We start from the raw sequence: 16,281 nt of genomic DNA on the forward strand, positions 1-16,281 counted from the left end.
CCCGTTCGCGCGGCCCGGAGGGCGGTTCTGCCCTGCACTGCCACACTGGAAGCGGAGGCGCGCCATGATCCCGAAGCACCACGGGTGGTCCCGCCGCTGGCGCGCGCCCGCCGCGGTCGCCGCAGGGGCGCTGCCCGCCCTCGCGTTCCCCGCCCCGGCGCTGTGGTGGTTCGCCTACGTGGCCCTCGTGCCCTGGATGCTGCTGCTGAGGTCGGCCCCCGGCGGGCGGAGGGCGGCCCTGGAGGGCTGGCTAGGCGGCGCCGGGTTCATCCTGGCGGTGCACCACTGGCTGCTGCCGAGCCTGCACGTGTTCCTGATCCCGGTGGCCGCCCTGCTGGGGGTGCTGTGGATCCCCTGGGCGCTGCTGGTGCGGGAGCTGCTCGGCGGCCGCCCCTCGGCGGGCCGGGCGGCCTGCGCGTTGGTCCTCGTACCGGCGGGGTGGCTGCTGTCGGAGCTGGTCCGCTCCTGGCAGGGGTTGGGCGGGCCGTGGGGGCTGCTGGGGGCCAGTCAGTGGCAGGTCCCGCCGGCGCTCCGGCTGGCGTCGGTGGGCGGGGTGTGGCTGATCGGTCTGGTGCTGGTGGCGGTGAACTGCGCCGTGGTGCTCCTGGTGGCCGTGCCCGGGGCACGGGTACCGGCGGTGGCCGGGCTCACGGGCTGCGCGCTGCTGACCGGCGCGGTGTGGGTGTGGGCGGTCCGGCCCGCGGAGTCCGGCGGGCTGCGGGTGGCGGTCGTACAGCCGGGGCCGGTGCCCGACGGCCCCGACAGTGCGGAGCGGCGGTTCACGGCCGGCGAGCGGCTGACCCGGCCCTTGGCCGGGCAGCGGGTCGACCTGGTGGTGTGGGGCGAGAGCAGTGTGGGCGAGGACCTGTCGGCCCGCCCGGACCTGGCCCGCCGGCTGGCTGCGCTGTCCGCGGAGGTCGGGGCTCCGCTGCTGGTGAACGTGGACGCGCGGCGGGCGGACCGCCCTGGGATCTACAAGAGCGCGGTGCTCGTCGGGCCGGGCGGACCGACGGGCGACCGGTACGACAAGATGCGGCTGGTCCCCTTCGGGGAGTACGTGCCGGCCCGGGCGCTGCTGGGCTGGGCCACCTCGGTCGGCAGGGCGGCCGGCGAGGACCGGATGCAGGGGGACGCCCCGGTGGTGATGGACCTGCCGGGACAGCACGAAGGGGGCACGGCCGTCCGTATCGGCCCGCTGGTCTGCTTCGAGTCCGCGTTCCCCGACATGAGCAGGCGCCTCACCCGCGACGGAGCCTCCCTCCTGATCGCCCAGTCGGCGACCTCCACCTTCCAGGACAGCTGGGCACCGGCCCAGCACGCCTCCCTGGCGGCCCTGCGCGCGGCCGAGAACGGCCGCCCGATGGTCCACGCGACCCTGACCGGGGTCAGCGTCGTCAACGGCCCGTCGGGCGAGCGCATCGGCTCCGCACTGCCCACCTCGGCGCGGACCGCCGAGGTGTACGAGGTGCCGCTCGCCAGGGGCCAGACCCTCTACGTCCGGTTCGGGGACTGGCCGGTGACCGCGGCCCTGGCCGCCCTCGCCCTCTACTGCGGTGCGGCGGGCGCCCGTTCGCTCAGGAGGCCTTCGCCGCCTGTTCCAGAGCCGAGTTCACCACCAGCTCGCACAGCTCGTGGGTGAGCAGCGCGTCGCGTGCGCTGAGGGTCCGGCCCTCTGCGACCGCCTGCAGGAAGTGGTCCACGACCTGCTCGATGCCGCGCTGGCGGGCGACGGACACCCAGTCCCCGCGGCGGCGCACGGTGGGCTGGCCCTTGTGGTCGATGACCTCGGCGAGGTTGACGACCTGCCGCTTGGTGTCGGTCCCGGAGACCTCCAGGACCTCCTCGTTGGATCCGGACAGGCGGTTCATGATGCCGAGCGCGCTGAATCCGGCGCCGGAGAGGTGCAGCACCACCTGGCACATCAGTCCGTCGCGCATCACCGCCCGTACGTCGGTGTGCTCGACCTCGCCGGGGAGCAGGAAGCGCAGGGTGTCGATGACGTGGATGAAGTCGTCGAGCACCAGGGTGCGCGGGTCCTCGGGCAGGCCGACCCGGTTCTTCTGCATGACGATCAGGTCGCGCGGGTGGTCGGCACACTGCGCGTACCCGGGCGCGAAGCGGCGGTTGAAGCCGACGGCGAGCGCGACCCCGCGCTCCTCGGCAAGCTCCACGAGCCGCCGGGACGCCGCCAACTCGTAGGCGAGCGGCTTGTCCACGTACGTCGGCACACCGGCCTCCAGCAGCCGGGAGACGATCTCGGGGTGGGCACCGGTCGGTGCGTGCACGAAGGCCGCGTCGAGCCCCTCGGCGAGGAGGGCGTCGAGATCGGTGTGCCGGTGCGCGGCGGGGACCCGGTGGATCGCACCGACCCGTTCCAGCGTCTCGGGAGTGCGGGTCTGCAGGTGCAGTTCGATGTCCGCGCGGGTGGTGAGGACGGGCAGGTACGCCTTCTGCGCGATGTCGCCGAGTCCGATGCAGCCGACCTTCACCGGGGCCTCCAAGTTCGGTCCTTGTGGGATCTTGGCAGCTTAATCCCTGGTGGCCGCAGGCCCTGTTCGCTCAGGATGGGCTCCATGACAACCAGTTCAGGATCACACCGCGCCGAACCCTCCACCACCGCCGCCGAACGGGAGATGCTCGACGGCTGGCTCGACTACCACCGCGCCACCCTCCTGTGGAAGTGCGAGGGACTGCAGGACGAAGAGCTGCGCAGGACCCCGCTCGCGCCTTCCGAGTTGAGCCTCCTGGGGCTCGTACGGCACATGGCGGAGGTGGAGCGGTACTGGTTCCGGGAGATCATGCTGGGCGAGGAGGTGCCGGAGCTGTACGTCACGGACGAGGACCGGGACGGAGACTTCCACTTCACCGAGGCGGCCACCTGGGCCGAGGCCGAGCAGGTGTGGCGGACGGAGGTCGAGCGGGCTCGGCAGGCCGCCGCGGGCCGGTCGCTGGACCTGGTGTCCAAGGCCGAGAGCCACCACCGCGGCGAGGTGTTCAGCCTGCGCTGGGTCTACACCCACATGATCGAGGAGTACGCGCGCCACAACGGCCACGCGGACCTGCTGCGCGAGCAGATAGACGGCGCCACCGGCGAATGAACCGGGGGCGGCCCGGGGCGGCCGGCGATCCGCCGGTCACCCGGCCGCCCGTCACCCGTGCGGGGTGAATATGGGCTCCTGGTTTTCGCAACGGGGTCCTCACACAGCAGAGTTGCGCGGGTGCATCCCACGCGAACCACGACAAAGCTGCTGCTCGGAGTCGCCTGCGCCGTTTCGGCGGTCTCCGGCTGTGTCCATGTGAGCCCCGGACCCGTGCAGCCCGCGGCGGCCCCCGCCGCCGGGGTCCCGCCCCGGCACGAGCCGCGCGGCGGTCCGGGGGCCGCCCCCGTGGCTGTCCGGGCACCCGCCCTGGAGGCCCTGGAGGCGGTCGAGGCGGCCCCGGAGGAGCCCGCGCGACCGGCGGCCGGGCTACCCGCCGTACGGGCGGCCGAGCGCCCCGCCCAAGGCGCCCGCGGCGGGCCGGTACCGGGCGCTCCGCCGGTCCCCGACATCCCGGAGCCCCGGCGGGCCGCCGAGCCCGCCCAGGGGCCTCCTGACGGCCCCCGGCGGCGTGCCCGGCCCGACGCCGAGGCGGAGCGTGAGCTGATGCGGAAGCTGCCGGTGCGGCCGGCCGACGTCTGCGCGCTGGGCCGGCGCCACGGCCGCTGGCACCCCGACAGCCCGGAGGCCCGGATCTGCGCGGGCGTCCACGGCGGCTGAGGTGCTGCTGGACACGCCTTACGACTGTTCGGGGAAGGGCCTGGGGCGCTCTGCACCGGGTTCTGCGGCGAGGCGGCGCTCCAGCCGGGCGATGGCCGCCCGTACGCCGTTGCCGTAACCGTCGTCGGACAGGGCGCCGGCAGCCGCGCGGGCCCGCGCCAGGTGGACCCGGGCGGCCTCCGGCCGCTGGAGCTTCAGGTAGTCGGCGGCCAGGCTCAGGTGCAGGGACGGGTAGAAGCCGCGCATCGCGGGAAGCGGTTCCCGCTGCGCCCGGCGCCCGTCCCCGCGCCCGTTCCCGGGCCCCTCGCCCAGGGCGTCGGCGGCGGTCAGAGCCCGCAGGTCCCAGGCCAGCTCGTCGGCGGGATCGTCCTGGGCGTCGGCCATGTAGTGGGCGAGGGTGCACCGGTGCAGGGAGTCCCCCTCCTCGCCGATCTCCTGCCAGATCTCGCCGAGCCGGTTGCGGGCCTCCTCCCGGTCCCCGGCGTGCAGCAGGATGACCGCCTGGCCGATCCTCGTCATGACGGCGTCCTCCGACGCCTCCTGCTGCTCGGTCACGGCGGCCTCCGGCTCGCTCTGCCGGACCTGCTCCGGTCCGGTCGTCACGAAGCTAGCCGGAGGCACCGGCTCTGGCGCCGAGGCGCGGTGGGGCGTCAGCCGAGGTCCGGGATCCGCCAGTCGATCGGCTCATGCCCCTGGGCGGCGATGGCCTCGTTGATCTGCGTGAAGGGCCGGGAGCCGAAGAACTTCTTGGCCGACAGCGGGGAGGGGTGGGCGCCCTTGACGATCACGTGCCGCTCCTCGTCGATGAGCGGGATCTTCTTCTGGGCGTAGGCGCCCCACAGGACGAAGACGGCCGGGTCGGGCCGCTCGGACACCGCGCGGATCACGGCGTCGGTGAACTTCTCCCAGCCCTTGCCCTTGTGCGAGTTGGGCTCGGCCTCCCGGACGGTGAGCACCGCGTTGAGCAGCAGGACGCCCTGCTGGGCCCACGGCATCAGGTACCCGTTGTCGGGGACGGGAAGGCCGAGCTCCTCCTTCATCTCCTTGTAGATGTTGCGCAGCGAGGGCGGGGTCTTGACCCCGGGCTGCACGGAGAAGCACAGGCCGTGCCCCTGGCCGGCGCCGTGGTAGGGGTCCTGGCCGAGGACGAGGACCTTCACCTGCTCGAAGGGCGTGGCGTCCAGCGCCGCGAACACCTGCTCGCGGGGCGGGTAGACCGGCCCGTTCGCCCGCTCCTTCTCGACGAACTCGGTGAGCTCTTTGAAGTAGGGCTGGTCCAGCTCCCCGCCGAGGACGGGGAGCCAGGACTCGGGCAGCATCTGGGTCACGGCGACAACCTCCGGTACATGTTCGTGCAACTGCTCCAGAACCTACCGGGGGCCTCTGACAACGCGTCGGCCGCCCGGGAGATCTCCCGGGCGGGACCGCGGCTACCAGCTGGTCTTGCGGTACAGCTCCCACATCTGCATGGCGGTCTGCGGGTCGAGGGCCCGCTCGGCGCCCGCGATGTCCTCGCGTGCGGCGACGTAGAGCTTGCCCTGCCACAGGGGCAGCAGCCGGACGTCCTCGGCGAAGATCTGCTGGGCCTTCTCGAACTCCTGGACCCCGGAGGAGCGGTCGCTGTCGCGGCGGGACTTGGGCAGCAGGTCGGTCAGGATCTCGTTCTGCTCGTACGGGGTGCCGACCGCGTTCTCCTTGCCGACGAACGGCGCGATGAAGTTGTCCGGGTCCGGGAAGTCGGGGAACCAGCCTCGGCCGAAGACCGGGTACTCCTGGCCCTTGTAGCCCTCCTGGAAGGCCTTCCAGGGCTGGCTGCGCAGGGTGATCCGGAAGAGGTCGCTCTCGTCGAGCTGCCGCTTGATCTCGGTGAACTCCTCGGCGGTGGAGGAGCCGTAGCGGTCGGTGGTGTACCAGAAGGTCAGGTCGACCGGCTGGTTGATCCCGGCCTCCTTGAGGATCTTCTTGGCCTTGCCGACGTCCGCCGCGCCGTACTTGTCGTAGAACGGCGTCTTGTGGCCGACGACGCCCTTGGGAACCATCGAGTACAGCGGCTCCGCGGTGCCCTGGTAGACCTTGGAGACGAGCGTGCCGCGGTCGATGACCTGGGCGATGGCCTGGCGGACCGCGAGCTTGTTGACCGCCTGGTCCTTCGGGTTGAAGACCAGGTAGCGGATCTCGGCGCCGACGTTCTCGACGACCTGGACGCCCAGCGCGTGGGCGGCGGGGCTCTGGAGGTCGGTGACCTGCGGGGCCGACAGGCCTCGGTAGGTGGCGTCCAGCTCCTTGGCCTTGAGGTCCGCGACCATCTTCTGGGAGTCCGCGTAGTAGCGGATGGTCACGGCCTTGTTCTGGCGGTTCGCGAAGCCGGTGTAGCCCTTGTTCTCGGAGAGGACGGCCTCGTCGCCGTCCTTGTACGAGTCCAGCAGGTAGGGGCCCGAGCCGGTGATCTTGCCGTCCTCCCGGACCTTGTCCGCGGGGTAGTCCTTGGGCGCGACCAGCGAGGCCGCCGGCGAGCCGAGGACGTACGGGAAGGTGGCGTCCGAGGTCTTCAGGTGGAAGACGACGGTCAGCGCGTCCGGGGTCTCGATCTTGTCCAGGCTGCCGAAGAGGTCCTTCGGGCCGACCTTGGAGCCGATCGTCCTGATCCGGTCGAGGGAGTGCTTGACGGCCTTGGAGTCGAGGGGCTCGCCGTTGGAGAACTTCAGGCCCTTGCGCAGGGTGCAGCGGTAGGCCTGGCTCGCGCCGTCCGTGAACTCGCAGTTCTGGGCGGCGTCCGGCTGGGGCTTGGTGGAGCCCGTGGGGAAGGCCAGCAGGGTCTGGTAGACGTTCCGGTACAGCTCCCAGGAACCGTCCCACGCCGCGGCGGGGTCGAGGGTGCTCGGCGCGCTCGTGGTACCGACGACGATCCGCTTCGCTTCGTCGCCGTCGTCATCCGACAGCAGGCCGCAACCGGCGAGCAGGGATATGGACGCAAGGGCCGCAGTGATCTGCAGGCATCTGGTCCGGTTGAACACGTGCACGCTCCTCGATCAGCCAGGGGTGCGGCAGACCCTACCGCAGTGCCCCACGAATCCAATGGGTTGGTTTCGTGAGGCACTTGACCGGTTCCGTGCATATTCGATACACATTTACCTCCCTTTCGGAGGCAAATACGTCCGATTATCGGTCAGTGCACCCCGGCATTGAGGAACATCCCACCGTCGACGACCAGAGTTTGCCCCGTGATCCATTCCGCTTGTGCAGATGTAAGAAACGCCGCGGCCCCTCCGATGTCCTCCGGGAGCCCGAGCCGGCCGAGCGGATAGGCCGCCGCGGCCTCCTGTTCGCGGCCCTCGTAGAGCGCCTGGGCGAACTTCGTCTTGACCACCGCCGGGGCGATCGCGTTGACCCGGACCCCCGGTGCCATCTCGTGGGCGAGCTGGAGGGTGAGGTTGACCATGGCGGCCTTGCTCATCCCGTACGCCCCGATGAAGGGCGAGGCGGAGACGCCCGCGATCGACGCGATGTTCACGATCGCGCCGCCGTTCTCCTTCTGCCACGCGTGCCAGGTCCGCTGCGCGAAGCCGAGCGCCGAGATCACGTTGGTCTCGAAGACCTTCCGCGCGACCCCGAGGTCCAGGTCCGCGATCGGACCGAAGACCGGATTGGTGCCCGCGTTGTTCACCAGGAAGTCGACCCGGCCGAAGGCCTCCATCGTGCGCTCGACCGCGTGGGCCTGGTGGGCCTCGTCGTGCGCCTTCCCGGCCACCCCGATCACCCGGTCCGCGCCGAGGCGCTCGACGGCCTCCTTGAGGGCCTCCTCGTTGCGCCCGGTGATGCAGAGCCGGTCGCCCCGGGCGACCAGCGCCTCGGCGATGCCGTAGCCGATGCCCCGGCTCGCCCCGGTGATCAGCGCGACGTTGCCGCTGTCGGTACCGCTGTACTTCATGACGTACGCCCTGCCTCTCGTCGTCGTGTCAGTTGAGGGGGCCGCCGGCCACGTACATGACCTGGCCGGAGACGAAGCCGGCGGCCTCGCCGGTGAAGAAGGCGATGGCGTTGGCGATGTCGTCCGGACGGCCCACGCGCTGGACGGGGATCTGGGTGGCCGCGGCCGCCTGGAAGTCCTCGAAGCCCATGCCGACGCGGGCGGCCGTCTGGGCGGTCATCTCGGTGACGATGAAGCCGGGGGCGACCGCGTTGGCGGTGACGCCGAACTTGCCGAGCTCGATGGCCAGGGTCTTGGTGAAGCCCTGCAGACCGGCCTTGGCCGCCGAGTAGTTGACCTGGCCGCGGTTGCCGAGCGCCGAGCTGCTGGAGAGGTTCACGATGCGGCCGAACTTGGCCTCCACCATGTACTTCTGACACGCCTTCGACATCAGGAAGGCGCCGCGCAGGTGCACGTTCATGACCGTGTCCCAGTCGGTCTCGCTCATCTTGAAGAGCAGGTTGTCGCGCAGCACACCCGCGTTGTTGACCAGGATGGTGGGGGCGCCGAGTTCGGCGGCGACGCGCTCGACGGCCGCCTCCACCTGGGCTCCGTCCGAGACGTCGCAGCCGACCGCCAGGGCCCGGCCGCCGGCCGCCGTGATGGCCTCGACGGTGTCCTTGCAGGCCGCCTCGTCGAGATCGAGTACGGCGACGGCCCGGCCCTCGGCGGCCAGGCGCACGGCGGTGGCCGCGCCGATGCCCCGGGCCGCCCCGGTCACGATCGCGACGCGCTGCTCGGTGGTGGACATGCTGTTCTCCTCGCCCTTGAGAAGCGGTCGCCCAGAGGTGAGCAACCGCTTAGTAGCTTCAGCTGAGGAGACGCTAGGAGCCATGGCACCCCGTGTCAACGGCCGCCGGTTCGACACCGGCCGCGGACACCCGCTAGCGGACGAGGAGGTCCAACAGCCGTTCCACCTCCGCCGCGGGGTCGGCCGTCAGGCCGGTGTGCACCGGCCCCGGCTGCACCACCGTGCTGCGCGGGGCGATCAGCCAGCGGAACCGGCGTCCCGCGTCGTCGCCCGCCGCCTGCCCCGCCGCCTCGCCGCCGCCGCACACGCCCTCGACCCCGCGCAGGGCGGCCCGTACCCCGGCCACGTCGGCCGCCGGGTCCAGCGCGAGGAGCTTCGCCTCGTCGAGGTGGGTGCGCGCGGCGACGTAGGAATGCGCCCGGCAGTAGACGATCACACCGGCGTTGAAACACTCTCCGCGTTCCATCCGGGGCACCACGCGCACCAGCGCGTACTCGAACACGTCCCGCTTGGTCACTCGTCGCCGCTCTTCTTCTTGTGGGTCTTGTGGGGCCATTCCGGCAGGTGGTCGGTGAGCCAGCCGGGAGGCCCGGCCGGCGCCTTCACCTCGGCCTCCAGCGAGATCCTCTCGTGGATCGTGGCCGCGCGCGGCAGCAGCGCCTCCACGTAGGCCCGGCGCAGCGCGTCCGTGGAGTCGAAGCCCGGCTCGTCGACGAGCCACTCGTCCGGCACCTCGGCGGTGACCTCGGTGAGCAGTTCCTCGGTGACCAGGGGGGCGAGCGCGGCGGCCGCGGCCTCGATGTCCGGGCCCACGGGGGCCAGTACGTGGTCGGAGGCGTTGTAGGGCTTGGCGGCGGCGGCCTGGGCCGTGGGCCAGTTGTGGTGCCAGATCATGGTGGCGCCGTGGTCGATGAGCCACAGGTCCCCGTGCCAGACCAGCATGTTCGGGTTGCGCCACGACCGGTCGACGTTGTTGATCAGGGCGTCGAACCAGATCACGCGCCCCGCCTCGGCCGCATCCACCCGGTACGCGAGCGGGTCGAAGCCGATGGAGCCCGGCAGGTAGTCCATGCCGAGGTTGAGGCCGCCGCTGGCCTTGAGCAGCTCCTGGACCTCCTGATCGGGCTCGGCGAGCCCGATCACGGGGTCGAGCTGCATCTGCACCAGCGTGGGGACCCTCAGGCCCAGCCGCTGGGCGAGGCGGCCACAGACGACCTCGGCGACCAGGGTCTTGCGGCCCTGGCCGGCGCCGGTGAACTTCATGACGTAGGTACCGAGGTCGTCGGCCTCGACGATCCCGGGAAGCGAGCCGCCCTCACGCAGGGGCGTCACATAGCGGGTCGCGATCACTTCTGTGAGCATTTTCCCAGGCTATCGGGCGAACAAGGTGCACGATCAAAGGATTTTCCCGCCCTGGGCGGAATCCGGCGGATCCGGCCGTTCCGGCGCTCACGCCGGCGCGTCCTCCGCCTCCGCCGAGGAGGGCTGGGCGGTCGGGATGCGCTGGGTGAAGAAGAGCGCGAGGAGCGCGGCGAAGGACAGGATGGCAAGGGCCGCCCGCAGCCCGTCCAGCCTCGCCTCCTCGTTGGCCCCCAGCGCGGCCTCGGTCACCTCCGGGCTGACGCCGGCTTCGGCGAGCGCGCTCTCCAGCTGGGCGTCCGAGAGGAAGGGCGCACCGCTCGCGAGCTGCACGGTGGCCTGGCTCTTGACGCTGCTCGGGACGGCCGGGTTCGCCTGGACGCTCGTCAGGAAGGAGGACGTGAGCGCCGCGATCATGATCGATCCGGCGAGTGCCGTGCCGATGGAGGAGCCGAGGTTGGTGACGGCGTTCTGGACGCCGCCCACCTCCGCGGACTGCGACTGCGGCACCGCGGAGACGGTGACCGCTCCGAGCTGGGACGCCAGCGCGCCCATCCCGAGCCCGATCAGCAGCAGGGGGACGGTGACCACCTCCGCCCCGGCGTCCGCGTCGAGCGCCGCCATGAGGATCACCGCTCCCACGAGCAGGGCCAGGGTCCCGAGCCGCACCACACGGCGCGGCGACACGTCGGGGAGGAACCGCGGGATCAGGACGGCGGCGGCCAGCAGGGTCACCGACAGGGGCAGCAGCCGGGCTCCGGTGGCCAGTGCCGACAGTCCGAGGGCCACCGACAGGTAGAGCGGGACGACGAAGAAGATGCCCATCATCACGAGGTACTGGAAGAAGAACATGGTCAGCCCGCCGGTGAGCTGCTTGTTCTCCAGCATGGCCGGGTCGACGAGGGGTTCCCGGCCCCGCCTCACGAGACGGTGCTCCCAGCGGAGGAAGAGCCAGACCAGGAAGATCCCGAGGAGCATGAGCCAGATGGTCAGGGAGACCCCGAACCAGGCGGGCCCGCCCGTCTTCGGCCTGAACCAGCCCCACTCGTCGGAGCGGAGCACGCCGTAGACGAAGATCCCGAGCCCGAGCGCCGAGAGGACGACGCCGACGAGGTCGATGCGCGGACGTTCCTCGCTCACGGCGTCCGCGATGGGGCGGGCGAGCAGGAGGATGCCGGCCACCACCAGCACCTCTCCGGCGAAGACCCACCGCCAGGAGAAGTAGGTCGTGGCGATCCCGCCGATGAGGGGCCCGAGCGCGATGGCGATCGCGCCGGCCGCCGCGACGAGACCGTAGGCGGCGGGCCGGCGTTCGACGGGGAAGTTGCCGGCGACGAGCGCGACGATCGCGGGCAGGATGAGTGCCGCCCCGACTCCTTCCAGGAAGGACCAGCCGATCAGCAGCACCGTCAGGTTGGGTGCGAGCGAGGTGACGAGGGAGCCGCAGCCGTAGATGACGCAGCCGATGAGGAAGGCGCGTTTGCGGCCGATCAGCACCCCGACCTTGCCGCCGGGGATCATGAGCATGGCCATCACGAGGGTGTAGGCCGTGATGGCGCCCTGGATCCCGGTGACGGTCGTGCCGATGTCGTCGGCGACCGTCGCGATGGAGACGTTCATGACGGAGCTGTCGAGCGCCATCAGGAACTGGCCCGCCGCGAGAGTCATCAGGACGAGTCGTGCCTTCGCCGGGTTCCCGGTCGCGGTCCCTGCCCTGGATGCCATGGGGGCATGCTTCCAGCCGGCTGCGGGAGCGGCCGGACGACCCGCCCGGGAGTCAGCCGGACGGGCAGTCGGCCACCGGGTCGTCGTGGACGAGGGCGCAGACCATCTGGGCGCCGCGCCCGCGCTCGGGATGGGCGGAGAGGAGTTCGTCCTTGAAGGCGTTCCACTGGCGGGTGATCTCGGCGGTGGCCCCCGCGGTGGCGCGGCGGAAGTTGTCGCCCGTCGCGGCCCGGGCTGACGCGGGGGTGTCCTTGTTCAGGTCGCGGTTGTGGGCGACGCGCCCTTCGCAGTCGGCGGGTTTGACCCCGGTGGAGTCGAAGTCCGGGTAGCAGCCGGTCGCGAGGTCCTCGGGGACGAGGGCCCGGACCTCCCGGTTCCAGTCGGCGTCCGCCATCCCGCTGTAGCGGCGGATGTCGAAGAACGGTGCGACGCCGGTACGGCCCAGCCCCGGCGGGTTGACGACCCCGACCGGGCCGGGGGCCGCTTCGTCGGCCCAGTTGGAGTGCGAGTAGAAGTCCTCGAGCTGGTGCCAGCCGCGGCCGAGCTGTTCGAGGACGTCGCACTTGGCCGGTCCCGGCCGCTCGTCCCAGGTGCAGGGCGCGGACAGGTCGCTCTGGTCCGCGCGGACCCTGCCGTCGGCGTCGACGAGCCCGTCGGCCGCCCGCACGGCATTGCGGAAGCGCGCCACGGACGTGCCGACGCAGGCGATGAGCTCGGTGGTGGCCTCGTCCCTGGTGCGGGGGTAGTGGGGGTCGTGGCGCGGCGCCAGGTAGTCGGCGTTGTCGCAGTGCAGGGGGCCGAGGTCGAAGTACGGACGCTTGTCGTTGGCGTTGATCGCCCCGTCCCGGGCGTCGGCCATCTGCGCGAGGGTGACGGGCTGCCAGGGCAGAGCGCCACGGGTGATCTCCTCGTGGTTGTCGCCGGTGAACGCGTGGGCGGGGCCGCCCGACAGCGCGACGAGGGCGGTGAGAGCGGCCGCCAGGAGGGCCGCGGCGGCGCGGGCCTGCGGGGCGGGGCTCGGGCTCGTTCTCTTCACGGGGCGCTCCGGGCGCGGGGTCGTCGGACGGGGTGCTTCCATGCTGCGCACCGCCCCGCGTCCCCGCACCCGCGGCCCCGCGGCAGGTGCCCCTGCGTACCGCACCCGACCCGTACGGTGACCGCTCCGCGCCCTCGCGCGCCCCGCGGACGGCAGACCTAGAGTTGAGGGCGAGGCTGCGTGCCGGGACTCGGGGCGGCCGCTCCCTCGGCCCAGTCCCCGCGCTCGGCGCACCACACCCCAGGAGGGCATGCGACATGTCCACTGCATCTGAAACCCCGGTTCTGGACACCCTCGCCGCCATGACGGACGATTCGCTGGAGCGCTGCGGGATGGACCCGAACACGCTGCTCCTGATCCGCATCGCGGCCCTCGCCGCCTCGGACGCTCCCCCGATCTCCTACGTCGCGCACATCGACCCCGCCCTCAAGGCCGGGCTGACGGCGGAGCAGTTGCAGGACGTACTGGTCGCCATCGCCCCCATCGTCGGCACCGCCCGCGTGATGACGGCGGCGGGCAACATCACCCGGGCGCTCGGCGTGGCCATAGCCGTCGCCGAGGCGGAGGCCGAGGCACAGATGGAAGCCATGGGCTGAGGTGGAGCGACCGCCCGCAGGACACCCGGGACCCGGCGCGGCCGCCGCTTTTCCCGGGGTGCGTACGTCGTGCGTCACGAGTCGGCGGCACCGGCAGGCAGGTCGGTCACGCGCGGGCACGCAGGCAGGCACGCAGATCAGTCACGCCAGGCAGTCAGGAGGGCTCCATGTCCCGGAGTGCGATCACCGCGATGCGCGCGGTGCCCGATGCCACCCCCGAGGAGCGCATGGCGATGGGCAGGGAAGCCCGACGCCGCTGCCCCCGGTCGGGGCACGCCGTGTACCAGCCGTCTCCCGACCGGCCGGACCCCCTGGCGATCCTGGAGGCGCAGTCCGCGACACGGGTGTCCGAGCTCGTCCCGATCCGCTACGCCCGGATGACGGAGTCCCCCTTCCGCTTCTACCGGGGCGCCGCCGCGATCATGGCGTCCGACCTGGCCGGCAGCCCGGACTCGGGCATCGCGGTACAGCTCTGCGGTGACGCGCATCTGCTGAACTTCCGCCTGCTGGCCTCGCCGGAGCGGCGGCTGATGTTCGACATCAACGACTTCGACGAGACGCTGCCGGGTCCCTGGGAGTGGGACGTCAAGCGGCTGTCCGCGAGTCTCGTCATCGCCGCCCGGGCGAACGGCTTCGACGAGGGCGAGCGCGCCCGCATCGTGAACTCCGCGGTGCGCGCGTACCGCGAAGCGATGTTCGGCTTCGCCGGGATGGGCAATCTCGACGTCTGGTACGCGAAGATCGACGCAGAGGGCCTGAAGGCCCTCGTCACCGAACAGCTCGACAAGCGCGGCCGCAAGAAGCTGGCCACGGCGATGGCGAAGGCCCGGTCCCGGGACAGCCTGCAGGTCTTCGACAAGCTCACCGAGGTGGTCGACGGCCGGCCGAGGATCGCGGCGGACCCGCCTCTGCTGGTCCCGCTCGCCGACCTGCTGCCGGATTCCGAGCGCGACGAACTCGTGGACCGGCTGGGCGCGCTGGTCGGCCACTACGGCCACACGCTGGAGAGCAACCGGCGGGCGCTGCTGGAGGACTACCGGCTGGTGGACGTGGCCCGCAAGGTGGTCGGCGTCGGCAGTGTCGGCACCCGGTGCTGGATCCTGCTCCTGCTCGGCAGGGACGGCCGCGACCCGCTCTTCCTCCAGGCCAAGGAGGCCGACACCTCCGTGCTCGCCGACCACGTCGGCGCCAGCCTGTACCGGAACCAGGGTGAACGCGTGGTCTCGGGGCAGCGGTTGATGCAGGCGGCGAGCGACATCTTCCTCGGCTGGGAGCGGGTGGACGGGATCGACGGCAGGAAGCGGGACTTCTACATCCGGCAGCTGCGCGACTGGAAGGGCATCGCGATGCCGGAGACGATGCCGCCCGCGCAGCTGGAGACGTTCGGCAACGCCTGCGGGATGACCCTGGCCCGCGCGCACGCACGGTCGGGCGACCGGGTGGCGATCGCCGCGTACCTCGGCCGGGGCGACGTCTTCGACCGGGCCCTCGCCGAGTTCGCCGAGGCGTACGCCGACCAGAACGAGCGCGATCACCAGGCCCTGGTCGACGCGGTGCGGGCGGGCCGGCTGCCCGCCGAAGAACTCCCGGCGGCCTGACCGCGGCGGCCCGGACGCGGCCGGACGGCGCCCCCTCCCCCGCGGCGCCGTCCGGCGGGGTGCGCCGGATCCCCGGATCAGAACGCGAAGACCGCGTTGCCGTTCAGGGTCGCGCCCATGGTGCAGGAGTTGGAGAAGGTGTGGTTCCAGGCCACGTGGCGGCCCTCCCACACACCGACCGCGGAGACGGTGACGGGGTCGTAGTGCATCGGGCACGCCCGGTCCGGGTTCGGCGTGGACAGCAGCCGGTCGAAGGTGCCGCCGGTGGACTTGAGGGCCGCGCAGGCGGCCTTGGGGTCGGGGTGCGTCCCCTGGGCACCGGGCGCGCAGCTGACCGTGGTGGCGCGCAGGACGGTGGGCGCGGTCACATCGTCGCCCTGGGCGACGCTGAAGACCATGGCCGAGGGCGCGTACAGGCTCTCGGGCTCGGCCTGCGCGATGCCGGTGGCACCGGCCAGACAGAGGAGCGCGGCGGCGGAGACGGCGGCTGAGCGACGGTAACGCACGGGAAAACTCACTTTCGATTCAATGGTTTAGCGCGATCATTACTTTCGGTATCGCGCTCTGTTGCACCAAAGCCTCGCCGAGTCGAAGGGGCATTGCACGTCGACGACCGATTTACGGACACTCTGTTCGCATAGCGGAGATCGAGTGGTCATTCGAGCAGCTCAGACAGGGTGCGACGGCATCGTCACTCCGTGCAACCGGCGCGAGTCGGGGGCGGTGACGTGCGACGTTGCGGACGCCGCACCGCCCGCGGGCGCCGCGGGTTCACCGGACGGCTACCCAGCTTGTCCGGAAGTGCACGCTCCGAGCCAGCCCGACCGCGGTCAGCCCGCGGGGGCCCACTCGTCGAGCAGTGCCTGCGCCGTGGTGACGGCCGCCACCAGCGCGAGCGAGTTGCGGATCACCTCGGCGGTGCAGGAGGCGGGCACTCCGGCGATGGCGTCGGCCGGGACCACGACCCGGTAGCCGAGGTTCACGGCGTCGAAGACGGTGTTCGGGATGGCGATGTTGGAGGAGACCCCGGTGACGACGAGGGTCCGGATCCCGAGATTGCGCAGGAGCGCGTCCAGGTCGGTGCCGGCCATGGGCGAGAGACCGTGCAGCCGGCGTACGACCAGGTCCCGCTCGGCCACGGTGATGGGCGCGGCCACCTCCACCGCGCGGCTCCCGGCCAGCTGCCGCACGGGCAGCTTCCCGGCGGCCCGGAAGAGCCGCGCGTTGGTGTTGGCCCCGAGCCCGTCGGGCCGCCGCTCGGCGACCGCGTGCAGCACCTGCACACCGGCCCCGCGCGCGGCGTCGACCAGCGCGGCCACCCGCCCCAGCATCCCGGAGTCCCGCGCCTCCTTGGCGAGTTCGGGCAGCGCGCTCTCCTCGCCCACGACGCCGTTCTGGCACTCGACGGTGAGCAGCGCGGTCGTGGCGGGATCGAGATCCGGCATGACTCCCCCTGGCGTGGCGTCGGCAGAGCCCTCATGATTCCTGACA

17 protein-coding genes are annotated in these 16,281 nt (G+C 71.9%); 5 read left to right on the forward strand and 12 right to left on the reverse strand.

The annotated features are described in order from the left end of the window. Positions 1-64 precede the first annotated feature (64 nt). On the forward strand, positions 65-1,639 hold the full coding sequence (gene lnt, locus E6U81_RS32620) for an apolipoprotein N-acyltransferase (protein ID WP_136233633.1): 1,575 nt from the start codon (positions 65-67) through the stop codon (positions 1,637-1,639). Here the strand turns inward: lnt and E6U81_RS32625 are convergent. Then, positions 1,575-2,489 carry a Gfo/Idh/MocA family oxidoreductase gene (locus tag E6U81_RS32625; RefSeq protein WP_136233663.1) on the reverse strand — a complete coding sequence of 305 codons (915 nt, stop codon included), beginning with the start codon at positions 2,487-2,489 and terminating at the stop codon, positions 1,575-1,577. The two genes, lnt and E6U81_RS32625, sit on opposite strands and share 65 nt — an antisense overlap. A gap of 84 nt (positions 2,490-2,573) precedes the next feature. On the opposite strand from E6U81_RS32625, the gene E6U81_RS32630 reads away from it, so the two are divergent. Together E6U81_RS32630 and E6U81_RS41365 are read left to right on the forward strand one after the other, a co-directional pair. Continuing rightward, positions 2,574-3,098, forward strand: coding sequence for a DinB family protein (locus E6U81_RS32630; RefSeq protein ID WP_136233634.1), 525 nt, complete (start codon positions 2,574-2,576; stop codon positions 3,096-3,098). 288 nt (positions 3,099-3,386) lie between these two features. Beyond that, positions 3,387-3,758: a hypothetical protein gene (locus E6U81_RS41365; protein WP_240804144.1), complete on the forward strand. Its 372-nt coding sequence runs from the start codon at positions 3,387-3,389 to the stop codon at positions 3,756-3,758. 18 nt (positions 3,759-3,776) lie between these two features. Here E6U81_RS41365 and E6U81_RS32640 read toward each other — a convergent pair whose 3' ends face one another. The 9 genes from E6U81_RS32640 to E6U81_RS32680 form a co-directional block, all read right to left on the reverse strand. Next, a complete protein-coding gene (locus E6U81_RS32640) occupies positions 3,777-4,313 on the reverse strand; it encodes a hypothetical protein (protein WP_136233664.1) in 537 nt (178 codons plus the stop codon). A gap of 95 nt (positions 4,314-4,408) precedes the next feature. Further along, positions 4,409-5,077 carry a uracil-DNA glycosylase gene (locus E6U81_RS32645; protein WP_031149919.1) on the reverse strand — a complete coding sequence of 223 codons (669 nt, stop codon included), beginning with the start codon at positions 5,075-5,077 and terminating at the stop codon, positions 4,409-4,411. Positions 5,078-5,188: 111 nt separating this feature from the next. Then, on the reverse strand, positions 5,189-6,772 hold the full coding sequence (locus E6U81_RS32650; protein WP_136233636.1) for an ABC transporter substrate-binding protein: 1,584 nt from the start codon (positions 6,770-6,772) through the stop codon (positions 5,189-5,191). Positions 6,773-6,924: 152 nt separating this feature from the next. After that, positions 6,925-7,686: an SDR family oxidoreductase gene (locus E6U81_RS32655; RefSeq protein ID WP_136233637.1), complete on the reverse strand. Its 762-nt coding sequence runs from the start codon at positions 7,684-7,686 to the stop codon at positions 6,925-6,927. A 28-nt stretch (positions 7,687-7,714) separates the two neighbouring features. Next, positions 7,715-8,476 (reverse strand): 3-oxoacyl-ACP reductase FabG, encoded by a 762-nt coding sequence (fabG, locus tag E6U81_RS32660; protein ID WP_030820472.1) that lies wholly within the window; start codon positions 8,474-8,476, stop codon positions 7,715-7,717. Positions 8,477-8,609: 133 nt separating this feature from the next. Continuing rightward, positions 8,610-8,993 (reverse strand): DUF3037 domain-containing protein, encoded by a 384-nt coding sequence (locus E6U81_RS32665; protein ID WP_030658325.1) that lies wholly within the window; start codon positions 8,991-8,993, stop codon positions 8,610-8,612. Continuing rightward, positions 8,990-9,838 carry a HipA family kinase gene (locus tag E6U81_RS32670; RefSeq protein WP_206310074.1) on the reverse strand — a complete coding sequence of 283 codons (849 nt, stop codon included), beginning with the start codon at positions 9,836-9,838 and terminating at the stop codon, positions 8,990-8,992. Before E6U81_RS32670 ends, E6U81_RS32665 begins: the two co-directional genes overlap by 4 nt. 87 nt (positions 9,839-9,925) lie before the next feature. Then, a complete protein-coding gene (locus E6U81_RS32675; protein WP_136233638.1) occupies positions 9,926-11,560 on the reverse strand; it encodes an MFS transporter in 1,635 nt (544 codons plus the stop codon). Between the two features lie 52 nt (positions 11,561-11,612). Beyond that, on the reverse strand, positions 11,613-12,596 hold the full coding sequence (locus E6U81_RS32680) for a hypothetical protein (RefSeq protein WP_136233639.1): 984 nt from the start codon (positions 12,594-12,596) through the stop codon (positions 11,613-11,615). 257 nt (positions 12,597-12,853) lie between these two features. Between E6U81_RS32680 and E6U81_RS32685 the strand changes: the two genes are divergently transcribed. Both E6U81_RS32685 and E6U81_RS32690 read left to right on the forward strand, forming a co-directional pair. Next, positions 12,854-13,192, forward strand: a complete 339-nt coding sequence (locus E6U81_RS32685; RefSeq protein WP_136233640.1) for a carboxymuconolactone decarboxylase family protein — start codon at positions 12,854-12,856, stop codon at positions 13,190-13,192. 167 nt (positions 13,193-13,359) lie between these two features. Next, complete coding sequence (locus E6U81_RS32690) at positions 13,360-14,790, forward strand: DUF2252 domain-containing protein (protein WP_136233641.1); 1,431 nt, start codon at positions 13,360-13,362, stop codon at positions 14,788-14,790. A 77-nt stretch (positions 14,791-14,867) separates the two neighbouring features. Here the strand turns inward: E6U81_RS32690 and E6U81_RS32695 are convergent, their stop codons facing one another. After that, a complete protein-coding gene (locus tag E6U81_RS32695) occupies positions 14,868-15,296 on the reverse strand; it encodes a subtilase-type protease inhibitor (protein ID WP_240804145.1) in 429 nt (142 codons plus the stop codon). Between the two features lie 324 nt (positions 15,297-15,620). Beyond that, a complete protein-coding gene (locus E6U81_RS32700; RefSeq protein ID WP_136233642.1) occupies positions 15,621-16,235 on the reverse strand; it encodes a cysteine hydrolase in 615 nt (204 codons plus the stop codon). Positions 16,236-16,281: the final 46 nt, after the last annotated feature.

Origin of the sequence: Streptomyces sp. A0592 (assembly GCF_004795115.1) — a bacterium.
GTDB classification, from domain to species: Bacteria; Actinomycetota; Actinomycetes; order Streptomycetales; family Streptomycetaceae; genus Streptomyces; species Streptomyces erythrochromogenes.